The sequence below is a fragment of the Cryobacterium sp. TMT2-15-1 genome (assembly GCF_004402345.1).
GTDB classification, from domain to species: domain Bacteria; phylum Actinomycetota; class Actinomycetes; order Actinomycetales; family Microbacteriaceae; genus Cryobacterium; species Cryobacterium sandaracinum.
The window spans coordinates 1-23977 of the sequence record NZ_SOGD01000012.1 but is presented as its reverse complement, the minus strand read 5'-3'; the positions used below and the strand labels follow the sequence as shown (position 1 = coordinate 23977).

At 69.7% G+C, this 23977-nt stretch carries 18 protein-coding genes and 1 pseudogene; 8 read left to right on the top strand and 11 right to left on the bottom strand.

Annotation, left to right across the window (positions count from 1 at the left end; genetic code table 11):
- The first annotated feature begins 55 nt into the window (after positions 1 to 55).
- A complete protein-coding gene (locus E3O62_RS02915; protein ID WP_104101065.1) occupies positions 56 to 310 on the top strand; it encodes a mycoredoxin in 255 nt (84 codons plus the stop codon).
- Positions 311 to 399: 89 nt separating this feature from the next.
- Here the strand turns inward: E3O62_RS02915 and E3O62_RS02910 are convergent, their stop codons facing one another.
- The 4 genes from E3O62_RS02910 to E3O62_RS02895 form a co-directional block, all read right to left on the bottom strand.
- Entirely contained in the window at positions 400 to 1428 is a 1029-nt protein-coding gene (locus E3O62_RS02910) for a 6-phosphofructokinase (protein ID WP_134397488.1), read from the bottom strand.
- 112 nt (positions 1429 to 1540) lie between these two features.
- Entirely contained in the window at positions 1541 to 3721 is a 2181-nt protein-coding gene (locus tag E3O62_RS02905; protein WP_134394760.1) for a DEAD/DEAH box helicase, read from the bottom strand.
- A gap of 204 nt (positions 3722 to 3925) precedes the next feature.
- On the bottom strand, positions 3926 to 4261 hold the full coding sequence (locus tag E3O62_RS02900; protein ID WP_134394761.1) for a DUF6804 family protein: 336 nt from the start codon (positions 4259 to 4261) through the stop codon (positions 3926 to 3928).
- The gene (locus tag E3O62_RS02895; RefSeq protein WP_166786401.1) at positions 4261 to 5583 is read right to left on the bottom strand and encodes a DUF2207 domain-containing protein; all 1323 of its coding nucleotides are present in this window, start codon (positions 5581 to 5583) and stop codon (positions 4261 to 4263) included. Before E3O62_RS02895 ends, E3O62_RS02900 begins: the two co-directional genes overlap by 1 nt.
- 228 nt (positions 5584 to 5811) lie before the next feature.
- Between E3O62_RS02895 and E3O62_RS02890 the strand changes: the two genes are divergently transcribed.
- Both E3O62_RS02890 and E3O62_RS16490 read left to right on the top strand, forming a co-directional pair.
- Positions 5812 to 6090 (top strand): metal-sensitive transcriptional regulator, encoded by a 279-nt coding sequence (locus tag E3O62_RS02890; protein ID WP_134394763.1) that lies wholly within the window; start codon positions 5812 to 5814, stop codon positions 6088 to 6090.
- A gap of 108 nt (positions 6091 to 6198) precedes the next feature.
- Positions 6199 to 6366: a hypothetical protein gene (locus tag E3O62_RS16490; protein WP_166784659.1), complete on the top strand. Its 168-nt coding sequence runs from the start codon at positions 6199 to 6201 to the stop codon at positions 6364 to 6366.
- 624 nt (positions 6367 to 6990) lie between these two features.
- On the opposite strand, the gene E3O62_RS02885 is transcribed toward E3O62_RS16490, so the two are convergent.
- A complete protein-coding gene (locus tag E3O62_RS02885; RefSeq protein ID WP_134394764.1) occupies positions 6991 to 8553 on the bottom strand; it encodes an SDR family oxidoreductase in 1563 nt (520 codons plus the stop codon).
- A gap of 134 nt (positions 8554 to 8687) precedes the next feature.
- Here E3O62_RS02885 and E3O62_RS02880 point away from each other — a divergent pair, with 134 nt between their 5' ends.
- Positions 8688 to 9548, top strand: coding sequence for a hypothetical protein (locus E3O62_RS02880; protein WP_134394765.1), 861 nt, complete (start codon positions 8688 to 8690; stop codon positions 9546 to 9548).
- Positions 9549 to 9687: 139 nt separating this feature from the next.
- Here the strand turns inward: E3O62_RS02880 and E3O62_RS02875 are convergent, their stop codons facing one another.
- The 3 genes from E3O62_RS02875 to nudC are packed head-to-tail and all read right to left on the bottom strand — an operon-like array spanning position 9688 to position 13128.
- Positions 9688 to 10428 (bottom strand): SGNH/GDSL hydrolase family protein, encoded by a 741-nt coding sequence (locus E3O62_RS02875; protein ID WP_134397486.1) that lies wholly within the window; start codon positions 10426 to 10428, stop codon positions 9688 to 9690.
- Positions 10429 to 10453: 25 nt separating this feature from the next.
- Positions 10454 to 12169, bottom strand: coding sequence for an ATP-dependent helicase (locus E3O62_RS02870; RefSeq protein ID WP_134394767.1), 1716 nt, complete (start codon positions 12167 to 12169; stop codon positions 10454 to 10456).
- On the bottom strand, positions 12160 to 13128 hold the full coding sequence (gene nudC, locus E3O62_RS02865; protein WP_134397485.1) for an NAD(+) diphosphatase: 969 nt from the start codon (positions 13126 to 13128) through the stop codon (positions 12160 to 12162). Before nudC ends, E3O62_RS02870 begins: the two co-directional genes overlap by 10 nt.
- Positions 13129 to 13218: 90 nt before the next feature.
- On the opposite strand from nudC, the pseudogene E3O62_RS16980 reads away from it, so the two are divergent.
- Positions 13219 to 13974: pseudogene (locus E3O62_RS16980) on the top strand (phosphotransferase); the annotation flags it as partial.
- Between the two features lie 290 nt (positions 13975 to 14264).
- Here the strand turns inward: E3O62_RS16980 and E3O62_RS02855 are convergent.
- Positions 14265 to 17735, bottom strand: a complete 3471-nt coding sequence (locus E3O62_RS02855) for an ATP-dependent DNA helicase (RefSeq protein ID WP_134397483.1) — start codon at positions 17733 to 17735, stop codon at positions 14265 to 14267.
- Complete coding sequence (locus tag E3O62_RS02850; RefSeq protein WP_134397482.1) at positions 17732 to 21046, bottom strand: ATP-dependent DNA helicase; 3315 nt, start codon at positions 21044 to 21046, stop codon at positions 17732 to 17734. Before E3O62_RS02850 ends, E3O62_RS02855 begins: the two co-directional genes overlap by 4 nt.
- Positions 21047 to 21144: 98 nt before the next feature.
- Between E3O62_RS02850 and E3O62_RS02845 the strand changes: the two genes are divergently transcribed.
- Both E3O62_RS02845 and E3O62_RS02840 read left to right on the top strand, forming a co-directional pair.
- Complete coding sequence (locus E3O62_RS02845) at positions 21145 to 21369, top strand: DUF3107 domain-containing protein (RefSeq protein WP_104101050.1); 225 nt, start codon at positions 21145 to 21147, stop codon at positions 21367 to 21369.
- Between the two features lie 6 nt (positions 21370 to 21375).
- The gene (locus E3O62_RS02840; protein ID WP_134394772.1) at positions 21376 to 21684 is read left to right on the top strand and encodes a hypothetical protein; all 309 of its coding nucleotides are present in this window, start codon (positions 21376 to 21378) and stop codon (positions 21682 to 21684) included.
- A 30-nt stretch (positions 21685 to 21714) separates the two neighbouring features.
- Here E3O62_RS02840 and E3O62_RS02835 read toward each other — a convergent pair whose 3' ends face one another.
- Positions 21715 to 22344, bottom strand: a complete 630-nt coding sequence (locus E3O62_RS02835) for a ferritin-like fold-containing protein (protein WP_174720100.1) — start codon at positions 22342 to 22344, stop codon at positions 21715 to 21717.
- Between the two features lie 286 nt (positions 22345 to 22630).
- On the opposite strand from E3O62_RS02835, the gene E3O62_RS02830 reads away from it, so the two are divergent.
- A partial coding sequence (locus E3O62_RS02830) for a DEAD/DEAH box helicase (protein ID WP_134397481.1) occupies positions 22631 to 23977 on the top strand: 1347 nt, incomplete at its 3' end.

The window sequence follows — 23977 nt, the reverse complement described above, 5'->3', positions numbered from 1 at the left end:
ATGGTAACGAGGTACGGTCCGGCTCCCGTCCAGGCCGGTTTGTTAGGCTCCAGTTATGAACTTTGTGCCGGAATCCGGAACCATAACCATGTTCACGACGACCTGGTGCGGCTATTGCACCCGCCTGAAGACCCAGCTGGTCAAGGCCGGCATCGCCTACACCGAGATCAACGTGGAGGAGGTCGACGGCACGTCCGAGCTAGTGATGAGCCTGAACAACGGCAACCGCACGGTTCCGACAGTCCTTTTCCCGGACGGCTCCAGCGCTACGAACCCGTCGCTGGCGCAGGTTCAGGCCAAACTCGCCTGAGTCGGTCCGGGAACGAGCGGAGGGGTTCCGGTTCAACCTCCGCCCATCGGCGGAAATCGATCCGGAACCCCTCCGCTCTTGGTGCGGGTTTAGCCGAACAGCACCGCGGCCTCGTCGTAGCGCGCCTGCGGCACGGTCTTCAGACCAATGGTCGCGTCCGCGATGCTGACGATTTCCATGTCGGTGCCACGCAGGGAAACCATGGAGCCCCACTGGCCGGCGTAGACGGCGTCGACGGCCGCCATGCCGAGGCGGGTGGCGAGCACCCGGTCGTAGGCCGACGGAGCGCCGCCGCGCTGGGTGTGGCCGAGGACGGTGGCGCGGGACTCGATGCCCGTTCGCTCCTCGATCATCGGAGCGATCATCTCGCTGATGCCGCCGAGGCGGGGGCGGTTGAACGCGTCGAGGCCCTTGGTCGAGAGCGCCTCCTCCATGCCGGCGAGCTTGAAGCCCTCGGAGACGACGAGCACGGGTGCGCGGCCGCGGTCGCGCACGTGCATGACCCAGTCGCAGATCTGCTCGATGGTCTGGGGCTGCTCCGGGATCAGGATGGCGTGGGCGCCGCCGGCCATGCCGGAGTGCAGGGCAATCCAGCCCACGTGGCGACCCATGACCTCGACGATCATGCAGCGGCCGTGGGATTCGGCCGTGGTGCGCAGTCGGTCGATGGCCTCGGTGGCGATCTCGACGGCGGTGTTGAAGCCGAATGAGTAGTCGGTGGCTTCGAGGTCGTTGTCAATGGTCTTGGGAACGCCGACGATCTGGAGTCCGGCATCCGTCAGTCGGCGTGCCGCGGTGAGGGTGCCTTCGCCGCCAATGGCGATGATCGCGTCGATTCCTTCCGCGTCCATCGTCTTCTGAATGTTAATGGGGCCGCCGTTTTCACCCTCGAACGGGTTCGTGCGGGAGCTGCCGAGGATGGTGCCACCCTGACGCGAGAGACCGCGCACACTGTGCCGGTCCAGAGTCATAAAGTCGCCCTCGACCAGGCCTTTCCAGCCGTTGCGAATGCCGACGAATTCGGCATCGAGGACGCGGATGCCTTTAAGGACGGAACCGCGAATAACCGCGTTCAGGCCGGGGCAGTCTCCGCCGCTGGTGAGGATACCAATTTTCATTTGTCGTTGCTCCTTGTTGCACAAGTGATCAGATTGGCGCCCACACCGCCGCCACTCAATGATGGACCCCAAACGAGGCCCGGTTCAAATCCACGCCGGTGAGGGGCGCGTTCTACAACTCCCCGTCGAGCGCCAGGGTCAGCAGGTAGATCAGGGCGCTGGCCTGCACGGAATCTGCGGACGAGATCTCGTCGACGGCGCCGTCCAGGGCGCGGGCCGCGAGGCCCTGCTTGCTGCCGATGAGTTCGGCGATGCGCGCGTCAATGGTGTGGGCGGCGATGATCCGCCACGCGGTGACCGGCTCGTCCTGGCCGATGCGGTGCACCCGGTCGATGGCCTGTGTCTGCTCGGCGGCAGTCCAGCTGAGCTCGGCGAGCACGACGTTGGAGGCGGCCTGGAGGTTGACGCCGACTCCGGCGGCAGAGAGGGAACAGACCACCACGGCCACCCCCTGGTCATCGTTGAAGGAGTCGATGGCGGCCTGGCGGGCCAGTGCGCTTTGGTCGCCGCGTAGGGAGACCGTGCGCAGGCCGCGCTTGGCGAAGATGTCTTCGGCGGCATCCATCACGTCGATGTGCTTGGCGAAGAACACGACCTTGCCCACCGAGTGCGCCAGCTGCACGGCGTAGTCCGCCGCGAGGGCGGCCTTGGCCTGGCCGATCTTGCGCACCATGGTGAAGACGTTCTCACCGGTCGTCTGCCCCTTCGACTCCTCGAGTTCGGCGTGGGCAACCGCGCGGATGAAGGCGGCCCGCTGCTCGCCGTCGAGGACGGGCGGCGTCTGGCCCTGATGGCGGGCGGCGACGAGGGAGTGGTACCGGGTGACCAGGCGGGCGGCGAGCTCCCGCTCGGCCTGGCGGATGGAGCGACCGAGGTCGTCATCCAGCTCGACCGGGATGTCGGCGATGCGCTTGGCCGGCAGGTCGGCGGCGACGTCGACCTTGCGACGGCGCACGATGCCGAGGTCGATCACCGCGGCTCGCGCGGCGCTGTAGAACCCGGAGTCGGCCGGGGTCAGCCCGATCGCTTCGAGCTTCTGCATGAGTCTGGGGGCTGGCTTGTCGCCGTCGAGCCAACCGAGGAACTGCCAGATCGCACGGAAGTCGTCGACGTCGTTGATCAGCGGAGTTCCGGTCAGAGCCATCAGCAGCGGGTTGCCGCCGGGCGTGCGGCGCCGGATCTGCTCAGCCAGGGCCAGCACGTGCTTGGAGCGCTGCGACTGCAGGTTCTTGATGAAGTGCGCCTCGTCGACGACCATGCCCTTGAAGCCCAGGGTGCCCAGCCAGGTGCGGTGCCGGTCGAGCACGTCGTAGTTGACGATGACCACATCGGCGAAGGCGTCGAGCGTGTCGCCGTCGCCGTGGATGACGGTGGCTCGGCGGTTCGGCGTCCACAGTTCGACCTCGCGCACCCAGTTCATCTTGACGACGTTGGGAACGATGGCCAGCAGCGGGTAGGCCCCGCTGACGGATGCCGCGAGCAGGCTCTGCGCCGTCTTCCCGAGCCCCGGCTCGTCGGCGAGCAGGTAGCTGCGGTGGCCCAGGCGCGCGCTTTCGACGAACCGGGCCTGGTGGCGCATCAGCTCCATGCCGCGAGGCGAGAGCCGGTCGACGCGGGGTGCCTCGGGCAGGTCCATGCTGGCGGCCTGACCACCGGAACCATACTCGAAGGATTTGAACAGCGGGCCGATGAGTTCCCAGTTGGCCAGGCGACGGCCGGAGACGACCGGCTGGGCCGTCGCGGCGCTGAAATCGGGCGCGAGGAACGGGTTGGCGAGCTGGCGGGCCTTGACCGACTGAGGGATGACCTGATTGACCGGAATTTCCGGTTTGGCCTCGGGCTCGCGGGTGATGATCAGTTCGTCGGGGGTGAGTTCGGCACCGGACTCAAGCAGCCAGTCGCGGCGGAACCGCTGCGCGACCGTGGACACGCCGGCATCCGGTTCCAGCAGGGTGATCAGGCTGGTGTCGCGGGCCGCGGTCTTCGCCAGGATCTGGGCGATGCCGTCGAGGCGTTTCAGCAGCTCCGCGCGGTTCGCGTCGGTGAGGTCCTTGTCGCCCTTGACCCGGGCGCGTTCCTCACGCATGAGCAGCGCGATGACCTGGTACTTGGTGCGGTTGGTCGGGCCCAGCTTGGCGCCGATCTGCGCCTTCGCCTCCACCTCGCGCACCTTGCGGGCGAGGATGGGAATGATGGGGGCGTCATCGTCGCGGGAACGAGGTCGCTGCCGAGCGCGACCTCCGGCGGCAACACGGTTGTTCGAACCAGCGGCCTGGTGGCGGGTGTAAGCCATTCTTCTCCAACTTCACAGCAGCACAGCAGACAAAGGCCGTGCTCGACGTGGTGCGGCATCCGTGGACACCGGTGCGATCGATACGTCGAAGCCTGAATCGAGCAACGTGCCAACCCTATTTGCGCCACCGGCATTTGGGATGCAGCGGCACGGTCAAGACGGTAATCGGGCTTTTTCGGCGCGAATTTAGTCTACGCCCGCTGGTCAATCCCGATGCACCGGCACCTTGGTGACGACCCCGACGAGGATGAAGACCAGCGCAGCGATGAACTGGGCGGACACCCAGCCCTGGCCGGACAGGTCGATGACCACGATCGGGTTCCACAGCACCGCGATCGGCACGAGACCGATCAGCCACAGCCAGGCTCTCGCCTGGATGGCGAAGACGCAGAGGATCATCGCGAGGATACTGACCGCGTAACGGATGATGATGAAGCTTTCGGAGTCCAGCAGCGCGAGCCCGCCGAGTAGGATAACCGCCCCGAGCAGACCGGGGGCCAGAGCGGAACGTGTGACTGTGGGTTCGACCGGGGTGCCCATCAGACTCCTCCTCCTCCGCCGCCGCCGCCACCGCCGCCGACCGAGCCACCTCCACCCGAACCGGAACTGGAGGAACTCGACGCGCTTCCCGACCAGGAGGCCGAGGTGGAGCTCGTGAACGAGCTCAGCCCGGCGGCGAACCAGACCGGGTTGAACGGAGCGGACTCAGCGTACCAGTCAGGCTGCGCGTCACTCCGGGCGTAGTAGTCACCGAGAACCTGGGCCCACTCCTTCTCCTGACCGAACAGCACCGCGAACGGCAGCAGGTCCTCATACAGCTTCAGCACCTGCCCCGGCTGCCCCGGGAACAGCAGCCGGAGCACCGCCTCTTCGGCCGGGTCGAGGTCTCGAGTGTGCAGCAGCTCAAGCAGGTAGTGCTTTGTGCCCTCCCCCTCCAGGACCCGCACATTGCCACGCACAGCGAAGCTGAGCAACTGGGCGGTCATGGCCCTGGCGCTCGTGCGCATCACGTTTCCCGCCACGAGCAGGTTGACACCCCGCGGCCGCAGATACTCGGCGACGACAGTCGGCCGACCCGGTGCGTTCCGCCAGCGGGTGGCCCGGGAGACGACGGCGAGACCGGCGCCGAGCAGGCCGATCAGGGCCGCTGCGAGGCCGATACCCGGGAACGGGTTCGCCGTGAACGACTGGTCGCGGGGCACGAAGGTACCGGGCTCGAACCCGACGGCCAGAGTGAGCCCCTCGGCCGGGCCGAGTGCCCCGGCGGTGACGTCGATCGTGACGGCCTCGCCCACGGCATCCGTCGTCAGCGAGGCGTAGGGTTCCGACGAATCGCCGGTGCCCTGATGGCAGGCGGCAGCCCCGGTGAGCCGAGGCGCAACCACCGAGTCGACGGTGAGGGTGGCGGACACAGCGCCGAACGACTGGGCCCAGCCGGTGCCGTTGACCTCGCGGTAGAACTCCTGGATCGAGGCATCCTCCGGGTCGAGCGTGACGTCGACCTGTTCGTAGGTGATGACATAGGTCTGCGCGCCATGCACGAAGCCATCGGTGGCGATCGTCACCGCCAGGAACTGGTCTCCGCCGTCTTCGCTGGTGGTTTCGGTCTCGACGTCGCGCTGCCGCCCGTTCTCGTCGGTGACGCTGACCAGTTCCAGGTCGGTCGGATGTCCGTCGTAATGGGTGGGGATGGCACGCAGGATGCCGCGGTTCTGGTCGGTCTCCGGGAACCGGGCCACGATCGTCTCGGTGGTGGTGAGGCGCGAGTGCCCGTCGCCGGTGAGCAACAGCCGGAAGTCCGAGTGCCACGAGTCGAAGGTGAAGTCCTCGACGCCCGCCGACACTGCGGACGACGCCCGCACCGGGCCGGCTACCGCGAAGGCGGGCCGGACAGGCCGAGCAGCGCGAATGCTCCGAGTGTGGCTGTGAGCATGAGGATGAGCGCACGACGCATGCGTTCACTCTACTCAACGTCGGGACAGCCGGACGACGTCGGGCATGGTGCCGAGGTGGTCGCACACGATAGTGACGTCACCGACAGAAGGCAGAGTACCCCTCCGGGGTATTCGAAATTGCGGTACTGTAAACCCATGATTGACGACATCAAACGGCGTGCCCTGCACCGTGCCCGCATCCTCCAGGGTCAGATGCGCGGTTTGGAGAAGATGATCGAGAACGAGGATTACTGCATCGACATCCTCACGCAGTCCTTGTCGATCCAGAAGTCGCTCGGCTCGCTCAACAAGCTCCTGGTGGACAATCACCTGCAAACACACGTGACGGAGATGTTCGAGGCCGGGGGCGAGGCTCGGGAGACCGCCATCGCGGAGCTGCTCAAGGTCTTCGAACTCAACAACAACCGAGGCTGACGCCTGCGGCACCCGCCGCGTTGACATCACCGGTGGAATCAATTAGCGTCTCTGAATGCTCCAAATCCGGGCATCGGTCGTTCCCCCCGAGACGAATTGGTTTTCCCATTGACTTCAGAATCTGCATCCCTCCCGAACCTCCCCGGCCACACCGAACACCACGACATCACGAGCCTGGTCGGCGAATACCGCCAGCGCCAGCTCAATCTCTTCCGTGAGCGCCAGCCGGAACTCGAGCCCGACGAGCAGATCTCTGCGCACCTTCCCACGCACTAGCCACTGCGCACGAGTCACTGCGCACGAGTCACTGCGCACGCGTCACTGCGCACGCGTCACTGCGCACGAGCCATCGCGCACGAGCAGGTCCGAGGGCACCGAGTGCACGCGGGTCAGCACCGGCGGGGCGGCGGGTGCCCCGGCCAGGGCCCGAGCCGCACAAGACACGCGGCGCCTCGGGCAATTACCGTTAGATATCCGGCAGATGTTGTGGCCAACTCAGGAGATCCGCTCGGGGCATGCCGGGCATCCGCGCAGGTTCCGCACTGGTCTGCGGCGGCTGGCGGACCCAGGCGGCGGATGTCCTGAGTTGGCCACACGCGCGGGCTCAGCCGGGCCTGACCGACGTACGTGTCCGGGGCGCCAGAATCGCCGTGGACTTCGTTCCGGGCTGAGTGGCTGCAGGGTGTCGGACTCGGAAAGCCTGGGCGGTTGAACGCGGATTCATCCCGCGTCGCGGTCCCGGTCTTCACCGGTGCGGTCAGGGCCCGATCAGGTCGGGCCCGATCAGGTCAGGCCCGATCAGGTCAGGCCCGATCAGGTCAGGCCCGATCAGGTCAGGCCCGGTCGAGTCAGGCCCGGTCGAGTCAGGCCCGGTCGAGTCAGCCTCGGTCGACTCACCGTTCAGGCGGCGCCCTCGGCGACCGGCCGGCCCGATCCGGGGGCATTCGGGGCAGTCGTGGCGTTCGCGTTCGTCACGGCCGCCTCCCCGACGGCCGCCTCCCCGACGGCGGCCGCCGTGATCCGGTTGGCCATGCCGGTGAAGATGACGCCGTGGAAGGGCAGGATCGCGAACCAGTACAGCCGACCGCCCAGTCCCCGTGGGAAGAAGACGGCGCGCTGACGGTACACGGAGCCGCCGCCGGGCGCCGGATCCGCCGTCATCTCCAGCCACGCCCGGCCGGGAACGCGCATCTCGGCACGGAGACGCAGGAACCGGCCGGTGTCGATGCGTTCGACCCGCCAGAAATCCAGTACGTCGCCCGTATGCAGGTGGTCGGGGTTGCGACGGCCGCGGCGCAGGCCGACCCCGCCGACGAGCTTGTCCATCCAGCCGCGGATAGCCCAGGCCAGCGGGAATGAGTACCAGCCGTTGTCACCGCCGATGCTCTCGATCACGCGCCACAGGTCTTCCGGCTTCGCGGCGGTGTGCTTTTCCTTGAGGTCGGTGTAGACGAGGTGCCCGGCCCATTCGGGGTCGCTGGGCAGCGGGTTGCTCGACGCGCCCGCGATCGACGCGTTCCGCCAGCTGGTCTCGACGTCGCCGTCGCGCATGCGGCCGAGGGCCAGGCGCACGGCGGTGCGATAACCGGTGAGGCCCTCTTTCGGCTGGGGAATGTACTGATCGATGTCGCGCTCGTGCACCACACAGTCGTTCTGCAGACTGGCGATGATCGGCACGGCCAGGCTGCGCGGGATGGGCGTGACCAAATTGACCCACTGCGATGCGAGCCAGGGCGTGAACACGGGCAGGGACGCGATGGGGCGCTGGCGCAGGCCGGCCTCGAGGGCGTAGCCGTTCATCATCTGGCCGTAACGCAGCACGTCGGGGCCGCCGATGTCGAAGGTTCGGTTGACGTCGGCGGGAAGCTCCGCCGACGCGACGAGGTAGTAGAGCACGTCACGCACGGCGATCGGTTGGATCTTGTTGCGCACCCACTGCGGCGCCGGCATGTACGGCAAAACGTCGGTCAGGTGCCGGATCATCTCGAAGGACGTGGAGCCGGAGCCGATGACCACCCCGGCCTGGAGGGCTGCTGTCGGCACACCGGACTCCACCAGGATGCGGCCGACCTCTGCCCGGGAGCGCAGGTGCTGGGACAGCTCCTCGGTGTCCGGGTGCAACCCGCCCAGGTAGACGATGCGGGAGACGCCGGCCGCGGCGGCGGCCGTAGCCACGTTCGTGGCCGCGAGGCGTTCCGTGCTCTCGAAGTCGCCGCGGGTGCCCATCGAGTGCACCAGGTAGTAGAGCACATCGACCCCGGCGACGGCAGACCGCACACTGGCCAGGTCCCCGAGGTCACCCTCGGCGACCTCCACCTGTTCGACCCACGGGACATCCTTCAGCTTCTGGGGTGTGCGCACGAGCACGCGCACGTCGTAGCCGGCTTCCAGCAGCAGGGGAACGAGCCGGCCGCCGATATACCCGGTAGCGCCGGTCACAAGTACACGTCGTTGCGTCGTCATGGCGAAAGCCTAGGGGCGAATGCTGGACTGACGCCGAGGATCGGGCAAACGGCCGCGCCGTGCTGAACGGCGGCTGTGGGACGAGGCTGTGGATGACTCGCGCGGGCCCGTGCCGAGTGCGGCATCATCGCCGAATGACACTTCGACTCGACCCTCGGTATCCGGTCGTCTGGCGCACGCCCGACATTATCCAGGTCGGCGTCGACCGCCCGTTGGTCCTGATCACCGCCCTGAGCCCGGGACTCGAACGGGTGCTCGCGGCCCTGTTCGTGGGGGTTCCCCGCTCCGGAGCCCTGATGATCGGGCGTGAGGGCGGGGCCTCCGACGAGGCCGTCCTGGCGATGCTCCGCGCCCTGCGGCCGGCTCTTCTGGTCACCGCGGAGACTGGTCCGGGCCCGGCCCGGATTCCCGAACCGGTCGCCGTGACACCGCCGCCCAGAATCTGCGTCGACGGGCGCGGGCTCACGGCGGACCTGATCCGCACCCTGATCGGCACCCTGGGTCTGACCCTGGCCAAGGCCGACGACCCCGGCACCGGGCTGGCCGTGGTACTGGGTCACTACGCCCTAGAACCGGAGCGGCACGGGCGCTGGCTGCGCCGGGACATCCCGCACCTGCCCGTGGTCTTCAGCGACAGCGAGGTGCGGATCGGACCGCTGGTCGAGCCGGGGGTCGGCCCCTGCCTGTACTGCCTCGAGCTGGCGCACATGGATTCCGACCCGTCGTGGGCCGCCCTGGCCTGCCAGCTGCTCAGCCGCCGGGCACCCACGGAAACCCCCCGGGCCGGCATCGATGTGGCCGCCCTCGTCGCCGGGATCGGCCACGACCGGCTGGTCCTCGGGCGGTCCACCCTCACGGAGACCGCGCTCGTCTTCGACGCGGCGTCCGGCTCGCTCAAACGTCGTGGCTACCGGCCGCATGAGCGGTGCGGCTGCCGCACCGTTCCCGGGAACGTGACCGCGCTGCCCGGGGCCGGGCGCCCCGCCCGGGACTGACCGGACAGGTCCAGGTCAGACCCGGTCGCAGACCGGGGCCCAGATCAGGCTCGGGCGAGCCGGATCTCATGGTCGACTTTCCCGATCCCGGGGCACCGCTCAGGCCATCCAGGGAACGGAGCAGGGCCATCAGGTGCTCTCAGCCGACCGGTTCGTCGAGTCGGAGGCCGGGCGCTGAGTCGAAGACGAACCGGGCCCAGAGGCGGTAGCCGAGCGCGCTCGGGTGGAACTCGTCGCTGGCGAAGAAGCCCTCGACGTAGGGCGGCGGGGTCGGGATCGCGACGACCCCGTCGAGGCCGTCGACGGCCAGGCGGGCGCCGGTGTCGAGGCTCGCGGCGTGCCGCGCGAGGGTGGCGCGCAGGGGTTCGGGCAACAGCGCGAAGCGGTCGAAGCGCGGCATCAGCGACACGAGCACGGCCGCCTGCGGCGCCGCGGCCCGCAGGGCGAGCACGATTCGGCGCACATCGTTCGTAAAGGCGTTTCGGGAGCGCAGCCCCAGCGCATCGTTCGCACCGATGGTCAGCAGGGCCAGGTCGAAGGGCACGGCGGCGGCGTCCGTCACAAAGCGCGCGCGCACGTCCCGGGCCGTGGCGCCGTTCTCACCGATCGCCCGCCAGGTGCTGCCGCGGCCCCAGCGCTCGGCAACCTCGTGGGCGATCCAGCCCGGCAGGGCCTCGCTTTGGGTCTCGGCGCCCACGCCGGCAGCGGTCGAGTCGCCGAGCACGAGGATGCGCAGCGGGTCGGGGCCGGGCCGGAAACCGGTCCACGGGAGGGCGGCGTCGGGCAGCCGGGGCGTGTCGCGGCGCAGTCGGCGTGCCTGCGTCACCAGCAACGGCGCGTAGGGCACCGCAGCCAGGCGGGTGAACGGAAAAGTAGGCACGCCCCGAGGCTACCCCGCGCCGGTCTCAGGTACCGCGGACGGTGGGCGCACGCACGCCGCGGGCGCCGATCTCGGACAGGAACCGGGAACGCTCCCGGGGGCTGCGCTGCTGGTGGCCCGCGGCAGACCAGCTCAGGGACAGCCGTTTGCGTGCCCGGGTGATGCCCACGTAGAGCAGCCGGCGTTCCTCGTCGATCTGCTCGAAGGTGCCTGCGTAGCTGATCGGCACGAGTCCCTCGGACAGACCGATCAGGAAGACGGCGTCCCATTCGAGGCCCTTCGCCGAGTGCAGCGTCGCCAGGGTCACCGCGGACACCGTGGGTTCGTGCTGGCCGGCCTGGCGCTCCATCAGCTCGTCGGTGAACTGGCGGAATGTGGTCTCCGGGGCTGCCTGGTCGACGAGGCCCATGATCGCGTTCAGCGACTCCCACCGGTCGCGCACCGCGCCCTGGGCCTCCGGCGCACTCTGGCTCCAACCAAGGGAGCGCAGCACGTCGCTGACGGATTTGAACAGCGGTTCGCCGATGATCGAGACGGATGCCGCGCGCAGCTGCATCACCGCCTGCTTGACCTCGGCCAGGTCGAAGAAGCGCTTCGACCCGCGGATCTGATAGCTCACCCCGACGTCGCCGAGGGCCGTTTCGAGGAAGGCGGCCTGCACGTTCACCCGGAACAGCACGGCGATGTCCTCCGGGCGGGTGCCGCCCTCGATCAGCTCGACGATGTTCTGGGCGACGCCGCGGGCCTCGGCCATGTCGTTCGGGTACTCGCGCACGCCCGGCTCGGTGCCGATTTCGCTGGCGTGGGCGCGCAGGGTGAGGGCGCCGGTCCGCCCGCGCATGAGCTGGTTGGCGGTGGCGACGATCGACCCCGTCGACCGGTAGTTCTGCTCGAGGCGCACGACGGTGGCGTCCTCCCACCGCTTGGGGAAGTCGAGCAGGTAGTCGCTGCGGGCGCCCGCGAAGGAGTAGATGGTCTGGCTGGCGTCCCCGACGACGCAGAGGTCACGGCGCTGGCCCAGCCAGAGCGAGAGCAGGTCGTGCTGAAGCGGGGAGACGTCCTGGTATTCGTCGACGACGAAGAACCGGTACTGCTCGCGCACCTGCAGGGCGACGGATGGCTCGGCCTCGATCATCCCGGCCATCGCCAGGAGCACATCCTCGAAGTCGATCTGCTTGCGGTCGTCCTTGAGGCGCTCGTAGGACTCCATCATGGCCAGCACCTGGTCCACGTCGAGCCGGCCGGGCAGGCTGCGCTTGGCGATGCCGGCCCCATACGCCTCAATGCCGATTCCGGAGGTCTTTCGCCACTCGATCTCCGCGGCCAGGTCGCGCAGGGTTGCCGTGTCCAGCTTGAGCTTCAGGGTTTCGGCGGCGTGCCCGAGCAGGCGACCCTTGCCGTCGAGGATGCGGGGAGCCTGGCCGCCGACGACGTGCGGCCAGAAATAGTTCAGCTGCGACAGGGCCGCCGAGTGGAACGTGCGGGCGGCGACGCCCCCGGCGCCGAGTTGGCGCAGCCGGCCGCGCAGCTCCGCGGCGGCGCGGGCCGTGAAGGTGAGGGCCATCACCCGGTTCGGCGAGTACGCGCCGGTCATCACTCCGTAGGCGATGCGGTGGGTGATGGCCCGGGTCTTGCCGGTGCCGGCGCCGGCGAGCATGCACACCGGACCCACGAGCGCCTCGGCCGCCACCCGTTGCTGGTCGTCGAGGCCGGCCAGCAGGGAACCGGCGGTCAGCGCCATCCGTGCACCGTGTCGGGGCCGAAGTCGAGGGGTTCGCCGAGCCAGTGCTCGATGATCGCCCGGGCGATCGAGGAACGGCCGGGCAGGATGATGACGTCGCCGGAGGCCCGTAGCTCGTCGCGGCTGAACCAGCGCAGGTCAAGGATCTCCTCCCCGTCGGGGCGCAGAGCCGCCGGGGCCTGGCCGTCGGCGAGCCGGGCCGTGAAGCCGAACATGACCGAGGCCGGGAACGGCCACGGCTGGGAGCCGAGGTAGACCGGGTCGGCCACGCGCAGGCCGGATTCCTCGAACATCTCCCGGATGACGGCCGCCTCGAGCGACTCGCCCGGTTCGACGAAACCGGCCAGGAGCGAGTAGCGGTTGCCCTCCCAGAGGGCGTTCGAGCCGAGCAGGATGCGGTCGTCGGCGTCGGTGATCAGCACGATCACGGCCGGGTCGGTGCGCGGGAACACCTGGCCGCCGCAGTCGGGGCAGCGCCTCGTCCAACCGGCGTTCTCGACCAGGGTGGCCGTGCCGCAGCGCGGGCAGTGGGCGTGGGAGTCGTGCCAGTTCACGACGCCGAGCGTCTCGGTGAACAGTCCCGCGTCGCGGTCGGATAGGGCGGTCGCCACGGAGCGCAGGGACACCCAGAGGGACTCGTCGGGTTCGAGCGCCAGGGCCTCCTCGTCGGTCAGCACGGCCGCGACCAGCGGGGTGCCCACGGGCTCCGGCGCATCTTCGGCCAGGGAACGGCCGAGGTAGAGCCGGAACTCGCCGGCGGGAACTCGGTCGGGAGCCAGCAGGCGCAGTCTGGCGGGGGCGGCGGCCTCCATCAGCGCGGAGCCACGCCACAGCACGAGCAGGCGCGTGCCGGCATCCGTCTGCAGCGTGTTGAGCAACCCGGGGGTGGCGCGCGCCTCGCCGTCACGGTCGACCGCGTGACGGGAAAGCGGCAGACGGGAGGTGAACGCAAACGACATGGTGCTCCTCGGTCTCGGACAGACTGCCGAAGTTGTGTCGAGGCGTGGCGAACAACCGCGCCGAGGGGAAGTCGACCTAACCTAGTAGGTATGGTCAGATCCCCTCTCACTCTAGCCGCGCTGGCCACTGCCGCCGTCCCCGGTCTCGACGTCGTCCAGGTCCGTCTGCACGGCACCGTCGCGCGTTCTCGAGGAGCCAGCGGCGCGTTCGAATCCGCACTGCTGATCGACCGCGACGACCGTGCCCTCATCATCCGGGTCCCCGCCTCACAGGCCGCCGAAACCGAGCAGTCCGCCGATCTGGTAGCCCTGCGCGCGCTCACCGTCGGCAACCGCAGCCGGCTCCCCTTCGACGTGCCGCAATTCGTGGGCCAGGCGCCGCTCAGCGGCACCCGGGCCGTCGTCTACGAGTTTTTGGAGGGCGATTCCTTCGACGCGGATGCCCTCACCGGCCACGCGGGCGTGTCCGGTTCGATCGGCCGCGCCATCGCCGCGGTGCACTCACTGCCGACGGCCTTCGTCGGCACCGCCGGGTTGCCGCAGCAGAGCGCTCAGGAATGCCGTACCGGTACCATCGCCTTGATCGACCGGGCGGCCACCACCGGCTACCTGCCCGCCGCGATTCTGCGCCGCTGGGAACAGGCCACCGACGACGACGGGCTCTGGCAGTTCGCGCCCTGCGTGGTGCACGGGTCGTTGTCGGCCGACTCGTTCCTGATCACCGACGACTCCGTCTCCGGGGTTCTCGGCTGGTCTGCCCTGAGCGTGGGCGACCCGGCCCGCGACCTGCACTGGCTGCTTGCCTCCCGCGGGACGTCCGGCGAGACCGCCGTCGCGTCGTACGCGTCGGCTCGCCAGGGCAACGACCCGAGGATCACGCAGCGCGCGATGCTCTACGCCGAGCTGGAGCTGGCCCGCTGGCTACTGCACGGCACGGACACACGCAGCCAGAGGATCGTCGACGACGCCGTGGCCATGCTCGACGGTCTGGTGGACAACGTGCACCAGGCTACGTCGCATCCGTTGTCACCGGACACCGGCCCGATCCTCGATGTTGCCGGGGTGGAGAGCATGCTCAAGTCCACACCGCGCGGCATCCCCCGCCGCGACCTGGGCGGTTCCATGCACACCGACGCCTACAACCTGTCGGAGTTCGGCGGCGAGTTCGAGGACGACGACGAGACCGGCTCCGGTTCGGGTCCAGGCTCGTCGTCATCGGCCTCGTCATCGTCATCGTCCTCGTCCTCGTCCGACGATGCCACCACCGGCGCGATCGACACCGTGGGCGAAACCGTGGGCGACACCGCCCTCAGTCGAACGGACGACCAGGCCCGCACCAGGTCCTCCTCGGAGTAGAGCCGGTCCGGGGCGACGATCGTGTCGTCCGCGACGAAGTAGAACACCGCGTCGACGATCTCCGGGTCGATGCCTTTCCAGCGCGCATAGGCGAGCCGGTACAGGGCCAGCTGGGTCTGCTTAAGCTCGAGGTCCACGGCGCTCGAAGGCGCCCGTCCGGTCTTCCAGTCGACGACCTGGTAGCCCGTCACGGTGCGGTAGACCGCGTCGAGCTTGCACACGAAGACCTGCCCGGCCAGCACGTGGTGGATCTCGATCTCGACCTCTTCGGGCTGCACCGACGCCCACGGCGACTGCTCGAAGGTGCGCTGCAGCCGTTCGAGCTGGGCCTGCTCCAGCGGCTGGTTCTGGTCGAGGTCGAGGTCGAAGGCGTTGGGGCCCTGGTCACCCAGATCCAGTTCGCTCTCGTCCGCGTCGATCAGGTCGCCGCCCGACGCCCCGCCGGCGCGCTGTTCCACCCAGGAGTGGAACAGGGTGCCCAGCCGGGTGGCCCGGTACGGTCGCTCGGGCATGGGGCGGCGCAGGGCGGCGGCCACCCCCACCGGGTCGTCGATGTAGTCCTTGAACCGCGAAGCCGGAATGCGCGTGGGCAGCGGGACGGGGCCCGCGCCGGCAAGGCGAAGCATCCGTTCCTCGAGCAGCAGGGTGACCGCGTGGGACCACCGGGTGTCGCGCTCGGTCTGTGCTTCGGCGCGCACCCGGGCGGCTGCGGCCTCGACGAGGGGCCGCCGCGTGCCGAGCGGGTCGAAGGGCCAGTGCTCGTCGACGCCCTCCCCGGTGTCGGGTTTCTCACCGTACTCGCTGCCCTCCGGCAGCGCGGCGATCAGCCCGGCCTCGGCGAGCTCTTCAAGGTACCGACTGGGGGCGCGCACGGTGCTGCCGCCGCCCCAGTATGAACCGGTGAGCAGCAGCTCCTGCTGGGCGCGGGTCGTGGCCACATAGATCAGGCGCCGCTCCTCGTCGTCGTGGCGGGCGGCGAGCTGCACTTTATAGGCGTGGAATTCGGTGTCGAACGACAGCTGGGTCTCATGCTCCTGCCAGGCGAGCTCGGGCAGCTCGGCCCGGTCGCCGCGGAACGGGTAGGGCAGCTCACCGAACTTCAGCCAGCCGGCCCCGTCCCGGGTCTGCGCCGGCAGGCTCTTCTCGGTCAGGTTGGGGATGGCCACATAGTCCCACTCGAGCCCCTTGGCCCCGTGGATGGTGAGCAGTTGCACGGTGCCGCTCTCGCCCGGCTCGACCCGCGGGCCCAGGTCGTCGGAGGCGGCGGCCCTGCCCAGCCAGCGCAGGAAACCGGCGAGGCTGCCGACCTCGTCGCTGGCAAGGAAGGCGGTGACCGTGTCGTGGAAAGCGTAGAGGTTCGCGAGGCCCAGGCTGTTGGCCTCGTTGGCGACGAGTTCCACGTCGAGCAGGAGCTCCTGCTCGATCAGCCGCACGAAGTCCAGCAGCGGCAGGCCGGCCCGCGCGCGCAGCCAGGCCAGCTGGCGGCCGGCGGCCCGCACCCGGGCCCGGCCGGTGTCGCTGAAGCCCGCGAGCTGCCCGTGGGTCTCGGGGGCGGCAGCCACGAAGTCGAGGGCGTCGACGAGCGACGCGCCCTCGTCGACGGCGACGGATGCCCGCATCTTGTCTTTGAGTTCCCGCGTCACCGCCTGCTGGGCCCAGTCGTGTGCCGCCAGCCAGCGCGCCACGGCCGCGAGGTGCTGCAGGTCGCGGGGGCCGACCCGGTAGCGACCGCTGGCGAGCAGTCGCACCAGTTCGCTGCCGGCGGCGGGATCGTGCACGACCCGCAGCACACAGATGACGTCGGTGACCTCCGGGGTGGAGAGCAGGCCGCCGAGGCCGAGCACGTGGGCGCGGACGCCGTGCTCCCGCAGCACCTCGGCGAAGAACTCCATCTCGCGCCGGGCCCGGAAGAGCATCGCGCCGGTCTTGTCGGTGCCGCTGGTGAGGCGCTGGGCGAACCAGTCCGCCACGACCCGGGCCTCGTCGGCGATAGTCTCCAGCATCGACGCCTCGACCCGCCCGTTCGCCTTGCCGGCCGGCACCGCGAGGGTGCCGACCTGGATGCCGTCGGGCCGGGCCCGGAGCGCCTCGCTCAGCGGCGCCACCAGCGCGTTCGCGGTGTCGAGCACCGTGACCGGGTTGCGCCAGGTGACGGAGAGGCTCATCGACGGCGACTGGCGGTTGGAGAGTCCGGCGAAGCTCTGCGAGAAACCCAGCAGGTTCGCCGAACTGGCCCCGCGCCAGCCGTAAATGGACTGATGTGGGTCACCGACGGCCATCACCGGATGCCGGCTGAAGAGGGTGTGCAGCAGCTCGGTCTGCAGCACCGACGTGTCCTGGTATTCGTCGAGCAGCACCACCCGGTACTGGTCGCGGTAGCGAGCGACGACCTGCAGGGCCTTCTGGCTGACCTGCAGTGCGAGAGCCACCTGGTCGGAGAACTCGATCAGCCCGAGCCGGCGCTTCTCCACTGCGAAACGTTCGGCGAGCTCGAACAAAACCGGCAGCGGCTCCACCGCCGCGAGCGACTCGGCGACCGAGGCATACGGGATCTTCTTGCGCGGGTTGCCGTAGGGCAGGTCTCGCAGATAGCCGAAGCCGGCGGAGAGGCCGGTCAGGTCGTGCGGCGCGGCCGGAACGCCCGGAACGACGGGCGGGGGATTCTCGGCGAGGGAACGGCTGAAGGCGAGCACGGCATCCGTCACCGCGTCGATCTTCTTGCCGAAGGGTACGAGCCGGCTGTCGCCGTGCTCGATCACCACCCGGCGGGCCAGCAGCCAGGCGCTGGTCTCGCTGAGCAGCACCGACTCGGGTTCACGCCCGAGGAGCAGGGCGTTGTCGGTGAACAGGCGGCTGGCGAACGAGTTGTACGTCGACACCGTGGGCATGTTGAACAGGTCGGAGGAATCGATCGTGACCGCCCCCGCCGCGGGCGCCGGCGGCTTGGGCAGCAGCCCCTGCGCGTCGAGCTGGTCGATGCGGTCGCGGATGCGCTCGGACAGTTCGCCGGCGGCCTTGCGGGTGAAGGTGAGGCCGAGGATCTGGTCGGGCCGGGCGTGCCCGTTGGCGAGCAGCCAGAGCACCCGGTTGGCCATGGTCTCGGTCTTGCCGCTGCCGGCCCCGGCCACCACGAGGGTGGGCGCCAACGGCGCCTCGATCACGGCCTGCTGTTCGTCCGTGGGGGGGAACATGCCCAGCGTCGCGGCGATCTGGCGGGCCGAGATGGGCGGCGGGGTGACGGACTGGTTCATGAGCTGACCTGCTTGATGACGTGGATTCGGCAGGACCCGTGCGAGCGCGGGTCGAGGCAGTGGGAACTGATTTCGGCGAGGAAGGTGGCGGCGCCCATGCCGGCGGCGTCCCAACCGACCCGGCTGCGGAAGGCCGCAAGCTCCTCAGGGCTGAAGGTGGGCTGGGTGGGATTTCGGTAATTCTGCTTGACCGTGCCGCTGGACACGATCAGGAGGCGAGCGCCGGCGAGCGGCATTCCGGCGGGGATGCCCTCGATGGCACCCTCGCTGAACGCGAGCTGGTAGGCGCCGAGCTGCGGATGCAGGGCCACCCCGGCGTCGCTGATCGGGTCGCCGCGGCCCGTCTTCAGGTCGACGATGACCGCCCGCCCGTCGCCGAGCCGCTCGACCCGGTCGACCGTGCCGGACAGCACGGCGCCGTCGACGTCGAGCTGGAAGGTGCCCTCCGCGCTGAGCAGGCTGCCACCGCCGCGTTCGAAGTCGAGCAGGTAGGAGGCCAGCCGGTCGGTCAACGCGCGCGCCTCGACCTTCTGCACCCGGGACTGCCAGTCGGCGTCGAACTGAAGCTCACCCCAGCGCGCCTCGACGCCCTTCCAGAGCGCGTCGGGGCTATGAGTGGTGGAGTCCTCCAACACCTTGTGGATGATCGTGCCGAGGTTCGCGGCGGTGTTGGACGTGCCGCCGCCGACCTGCCCGATCACCCAGTGCAGCGGGCAGGTCTCGAAGGCCGCCATCCGCGACGGCGAGACGCGCACCGGGGCGTCGCCGACCTCCGGGTCGTTGAGCGGGCGCACGGTGCTGGGCTCGTTCAGGCCGTACCACTGGTCGGGGGCGGCACCGACCACGTTCTCCCGGGCCAGCCGGGCCAGGGTCGCTGCGGCATCCGTGGCCCGGCTCGCGGCCTCGTCGCCGTGGGCCGCGGTGCCCCGGGTCAAATCCCGGCGGAGCCGGCCCACCAGGCCGCGCAGGGAGAGCGGGTAGCGGCTGATGTCGCCGGGCTCCGGAGCCGTGTGCGGTGCGGGCTTCGGCAGCAGCCGCAAAAAGACCGACGGCTGGTTCTCCTCGTTGTCGATGGCAGTCACCAGCAGTTCGCTGCGGGCGCGGCTGGCCGCCTGGGCGAACATGCGCAGCTCGTCGTGCAGCACGGTGGTGCGGGCGCCGGCCTCCTCCGGGCGCCGGCCGGCGGCGAGCGCGGCCAGGTCGCCGGCTCCGAGCAGCGAACCACGGATGCGCAGGTCGGGCCAGACGTTCTCCTGCACCCCGGCGATGACGACGACGTCGAATTCACGGCCGATCAGGCCGCTCGGGGTCGACACCACGACCGCGTCGCCCAGCGCGCGCGGGGCGAGGGTGTCTTCGGGCACGTCGGTGTCGACAAGGTGTTCGAGGAACAAAACCGGCGGGGCGGTCGGGGTGCGCTCCACGTAGCGCTGCGCGGCGGAGAAGAGCTCCACCACGGCGTCGAGGTTGTGGTTGGCCTCGTCGGCGACAATGCCCGTGCCGGTGGACTGGTCCTTCCACTCCCGGGCGAGGCCGCTTCGTTGCCAAAGACCCCAGAGCAGTTCCTCGATCGTGGCGCCGGCAGCGTATTCCACGGCGGCCGCCCGGAGGCTCTCCCCGCAGCTGGCCGCCCGGCGGGCCGTGCGGTTGTCGATGGCGGCGAACAGGCCGGGGTCGCCGAGGGCCTCCACCAGGAGCTCGTCGGCGGAGCGATTCCGGTCACTGCTGAGTTCCTGTTGGCGCAGCGCGGCACGCAGGCGCCGCAGGGTGATCGGGTCGAGGCCGCCGAGCGGGCCGCGGAGCAGCAGGGTCGCCTCCTCGGGCCCCAGGGGTGTGCGGCCCAGGGTCAGTTCGAGCGCGAGGATGAAGGCCCGCACGGCGTAATCGTCGCGGAGCGCGGTCTGCGCCGACGACACCTGGGTGGGCACCTCGAGCGCGGCGAGCCCCTTGGACAGGGCGGGCACGAGCGAGCCGCTGCGCACGACGACCGCCATCTGACCCCACGGAATGCCGCCGAGCACGTGCCGCTCCCGCAGCCGGCGGGCGATCACGGCGAGCTGGTCGGCGGGGCTGTCCGCGAGCATGGTCTGCACGGGGTTCGGCTCCCCGGCAGGCTCGGCCTGGTCCGCCTGTCCTCCAGGCTGGACTGCCTGCGCGGCCGGGTCGGCCACGCCGACGGCGAACCGTTGAGTGCCGGCCGAGGCCGCGCCGATGCGGTGCGTGATCTCCCGCACCACCCCGCGGATGGCCGCGTCGTGCCGGTACACCGTGCTGAGAACCAGGGTCGGCAGTACGGCGCCGGACAGGTACGCGCCCAGCCGGCCGAGGGCATCCGGGTGGGCGCCGTGGAAGGAACCGGTGCTGATATCGGGGTCGCCGAACGCAATGACGCCCACGCCGCGCGCCGCGAACTGCGCGAGCAGGGTCAGGTTGGCCTGGGTAAGTTCCTGCGCATCGTCGAGCAGGATCAGGCGCAGGCCGCCGAGCGAGCCGAGCGCCGCGGAACCGGCCGGGGCCCGGGCCACGATGGCCGCGGCGAACTGGGCCAGTTCGGTGGAGTCGTACTGGCCGGGGCGGGACTGGTCTTTCACGTCGTCGTAGCCGCGGATGAACTCGGCCGCGGCCACCCACTCCGGGCGTTGCTCGCTGCGGCCGAGAGCCGCGAGCGCCTCCGGGGTGACGCCGTATTCGACGGCGCGCATCATCAGGTCGCGCAGCTGCGTGCGGAACCCGCGCAGGCTGCGCACCTCGGCGCCGAGGGTGTCGGGCCAGTCCGGTGCGGCGTGCCGCGACTCAGGGTGCGACTCGATGTGCTGCGACTCGCCCTGCGCTTCGGCCTGCTGCGCTTCGGCGTGGTCCTGTCGGTGCCCCTCGAGCAGCTCGGCGATGATCTGGTCTTGTTCGCCGCCGGTGAGCAGGGTGGGAGCCGCGCCTCCCGCCCGGGCCACGGCATCCCGCACGATCTGGAACGCGACCGAGTTCGCGGTGCGGGCCAGCGGGCCGTTGGTGGGCACGCCGAGGCGCAGCGCGAGCCGGTCGCGCAGGGCCGTCGCCCCCGTGCGAGTGGGCACCAGCACAAGCACCTCGCTGGGCGAATACCCGTGGTCGCGCACGCACTCGGCGACGAGTTCGACCAGCGTGGTGGTCTTGCCGGTGCCGGGTGCGCCGATCACGGCGGCGCCGACTCCCGGGATGTGGCGTCGCCCACCGGGCAGGGCAGGCTGCGCTACCAGCGCCAGAACGGCGCGTTGCGAGTCGTCGAGAACGACCGGTTCTTGCTCGGTACGAAGCGGGAATCCCAGGGTTGTCACGTTTTCAAACGTAACGGGTTGCGCCGACAGTGAACGATGTCGGCCCGGTACGCGGTTCTGTCGTAATCTGGGCGCTTAGGCAACGAAAGGCGCATCTGGTGGATATCCGCATTGGCATCTTCAATTCTCCCCGTGAGATTGGCTTCGAGACCTCACAGCCCGCGAACGAGGTCGAGGAAACGGTCGCTGCCGCCCTCGCCGGACAGACCGGGTACCTGAAGCTCTCCGACAGCAAGGGCAAGGTCTACATCGTTCCGACCGTCGGGCTCGCGTACGTGGAGCTGGGCTCCGAGGAGTCCCGCCGCGTCGGCTTCGTCGCCTGACCAACCGTGGAACTGCTCTTCATCGCCCTCGGCGGTGCGGTTCTGGGGATTGCCGCACGGTATGCCATTCCGGGGCGCCGCGCACACGGCGCTGTCCTCGTCCCGGCGATCGGCACCATGGTCGCGTCCGTCGTCTGGGTGGCGCTGACCTGGCTCGGCGTGCCCTGGGACGGTGGCTGGATCTGGTGGGTCACCCTCGGGGTGACCGCACTGGCATCCGTCGCAGCCGACCTGGCCCTGGTGCGCACGCGCACCGCCGGGGATGAGCGGATGCTGCACACCCTGATGCGCGACGGGCACCCGGCCGGCGCGTGACGACGACTCCCGGGCGGCGGGGGCCGGCGGTCAGGCGGTCAGGCCGAGCCCGTCCATTCGCCGCGTGTGCGCGGCGATGAGCTCGGTGAACACGGGTTCGATCCGGGACTCGGCGGCGGTGATGCCCTCCATCGGCAGAGCCGAGCGTGCGACCAGCAGGGTGTCCCCGACCAAGCGTCGTCCCCACAGGGCCAGGTGCGACCCAAGCGCCGGGGCGGCCCCGATGGCGGCCTTCAGATGGGTGACGAGAACCTCCGTGCCGGCATCCTGGCCGAGCAGGTGCGCCACCCGCGGGCCCACGTCGCCGGGCAGCCCGTCGGACAGCCGGATGAAGAAGTCGTCGAGCAGTCCCCCGGCGAGATAGCAGCTGAGCAGCAGCTCGTTCCAGTCGGCGCCGGCCGTCTGCCCGCGGAACGCGTCGAGGTGGGGCGCGAACGGGGCCATCACCTCGGACGGCTCACCGCCGCGGCGACGGATCTCGGCCACGAGCCCCTGGTGCTTGGCGAGGGCCCGGCCGGCGGCGACGCTCAGCGCCTCCTTCGCGGTGAGGTCCGGAGCGATCGCGATGGCCAGGGCGAGGTTCTCGAACATGCCGAGTTGGAAGTACGCCGCCTGGCCGAGGTAGGGCAGCAACTCCGGCGTGAAACCGGCGATGTCCATTTTCGTGGTCGACTGGCGTGCCCGCCGCGCCGGTTGCCGGGGTGCCTCCACGCGCTTCCCGCGTCGACCAGTCCACATGATCACAGGCCCAGCTTAGGACAGTGTCGCGCCGGCACCGCGGGTTCCGGCCCACGCTGGGCGAATCGGCGCGTCCGGGTCCGGTATAAGAGACTTCACAGGGCCGCCCGATAGGCTAGGACCACGCCATCGGCATGGATCGATGGCCAGGTGCCCGAAGCAAAAGACGGGCGCATCCCGCTTCCAGCTAATGACAAGGCAATATTTCGTGACTTTCTCCGAACTCAACATCGACCAGGACATGGTTCAGGCTCTCGCTGATAAAGGCATCACCGAGCCCTTCCCCATCCAGGTGCAGACCATCCCCCTCGCCCTGAGCGGCCAGGACATCATCGGTCAGGCCAAGACCGGCACCGGCAAGACCCTCGGCTTCGGCCTTCCGATCATCCAGCGACTCGGGCTCGACCCCGCCCCCGGCGTGCAGGTACTCGTCGTCGTCCCGACCCGCGAGCTGTGCGTGCAGGTCTCCGAAGACCTCGAGATGGCATCCAGCAACCGCAACACCAAGGTTGTCTCCATCTACGGCGGCAAGGCGTACGAAGGTCAGATCGAGGCTCTCAAGGCTGGCGCGCAGATCGTCGTCGGCACCCCCGGCCGACTCCTCGATCTCGCCAGCCAGCGCCTGCTCAGCCTCGCCAACGTGAGCGAGATGGTGCTCGACGAGGCCGACAAGATGCTCGACCTCGGCTTCCTCGCCGACATCGAGAAGCTGTTCTCGCAGACGCCGTCCACCCGCCACACGATGCTGTTCTCGGCCACGATGCCGGGCCCGATCGTGGCCCTCGCGCGCCGGTTCATGAACCGCCCGATCCACATCCGTGCGTCCGACCCCGACGAGGGCCTGATGCAGGCCAGCATCGAGCACCTTGTCTACCGCGCGCACAACATGGACAAGGACGAGGTGATCGGCCGCATCCTGATGGCCGAAGGGCGCGGCAAGACCGTGATCTTCACCCGCACCAAGCGCGCCGCCGCCAAGCTGGTCGAGGAGCTCGGCGATCGCGGCTTCAACGCCACGGCCGTGCACGGTGACCTCAACCAGGAACAGCGTGAACGCGCCATGGCCTCCTTCAAGGCCGGCAAGAAGGACATCCTGATCGCCACGGATGTCGCCGCGCGCGGCATCGACGTAGACGACGTCACCCACGTGATCAACCACACCATCCCCGAGGACGAGAAGGCCTACCTGCACCGCGTGGGACGCACCGGCCGTGCGGGCAAGACCGGCATTGCGGTCACGTTCGTCGACTGGGACGACATGCACAAGTGGACGCTGATCAACACCGCGCTCGACTTCGGCACGCCGGTTCCGATGGAGACCTACTCGTCGTCGCCGCACCTCTACGCCGACCTGAACATCCCGGTCGGGTCGAAGGGGCGCCTCCGCGCCTCCCCCATCCGAGAGACCGCCGCCTCGGCTGCACGCACGGGTGGCGCAGGCCGCACCGGCGGCGCCGGCCGCTCCGACTCGGGCCGCTCTGACTCCGGCCGTTCCGGCGGGGGCCGCGCCGGTGGCGACTCCGGTCGCTCGGGCGCCGGTCGCTCCGGCGCCGGT

Coding starts and splice junctions, on each gene's coding strand:
- E3O62_RS02915 (WP_104101065.1), top strand. CDS start 56: ATGAACTTTGTGCCGGAATCCGGAACCATAACCATGTTCACGACGACC.
- E3O62_RS02910 (WP_134397488.1), bottom strand. CDS start 1,428: ATGAAAATTGGTATCCTCACCAGCGGCGGAGACTGCCCCGGCCTGAAC.
- E3O62_RS02905 (WP_134394760.1), bottom strand. CDS start 3,721: ATGGCTTACACCCGCCACCAGGCCGCTGGTTCGAACAACCGTGTTGCC.
- E3O62_RS02900 (WP_134394761.1), bottom strand. CDS start 4,261: ATGGGCACCCCGGTCGAACCCACAGTCACACGTTCCGCTCTGGCCCCC.
- E3O62_RS02890 (WP_134394763.1), top strand. CDS start 5,812: ATGATTGACGACATCAAACGGCGTGCCCTGCACCGTGCCCGCATCCTC.
- E3O62_RS02885 (WP_134394764.1), bottom strand. CDS start 8,553: ATGACGACGCAACGACGTGTACTTGTGACCGGCGCTACCGGGTATATC.
- E3O62_RS02880 (WP_134394765.1), top strand. CDS start 8,688: ATGACACTTCGACTCGACCCTCGGTATCCGGTCGTCTGGCGCACGCCC.
- E3O62_RS02870 (WP_134394767.1), bottom strand. CDS start 12,169: ATGGCGCTGACCGCCGGTTCCCTGCTGGCCGGCCTCGACGACCAGCAA.
- nudC (WP_134397485.1), bottom strand. CDS start 13,128: ATGTCGTTTGCGTTCACCTCCCGTCTGCCGCTTTCCCGTCACGCGGTC.
- E3O62_RS02855 (WP_134397483.1), bottom strand. CDS start 17,735: ATGAACCAGTCCGTCACCCCGCCGCCCATCTCGGCCCGCCAGATCGCC.
- E3O62_RS02835 (WP_174720100.1), bottom strand. CDS start 22,344: ATGGACATCGCCGGTTTCACGCCGGAGTTGCTGCCCTACCTCGGCCAG.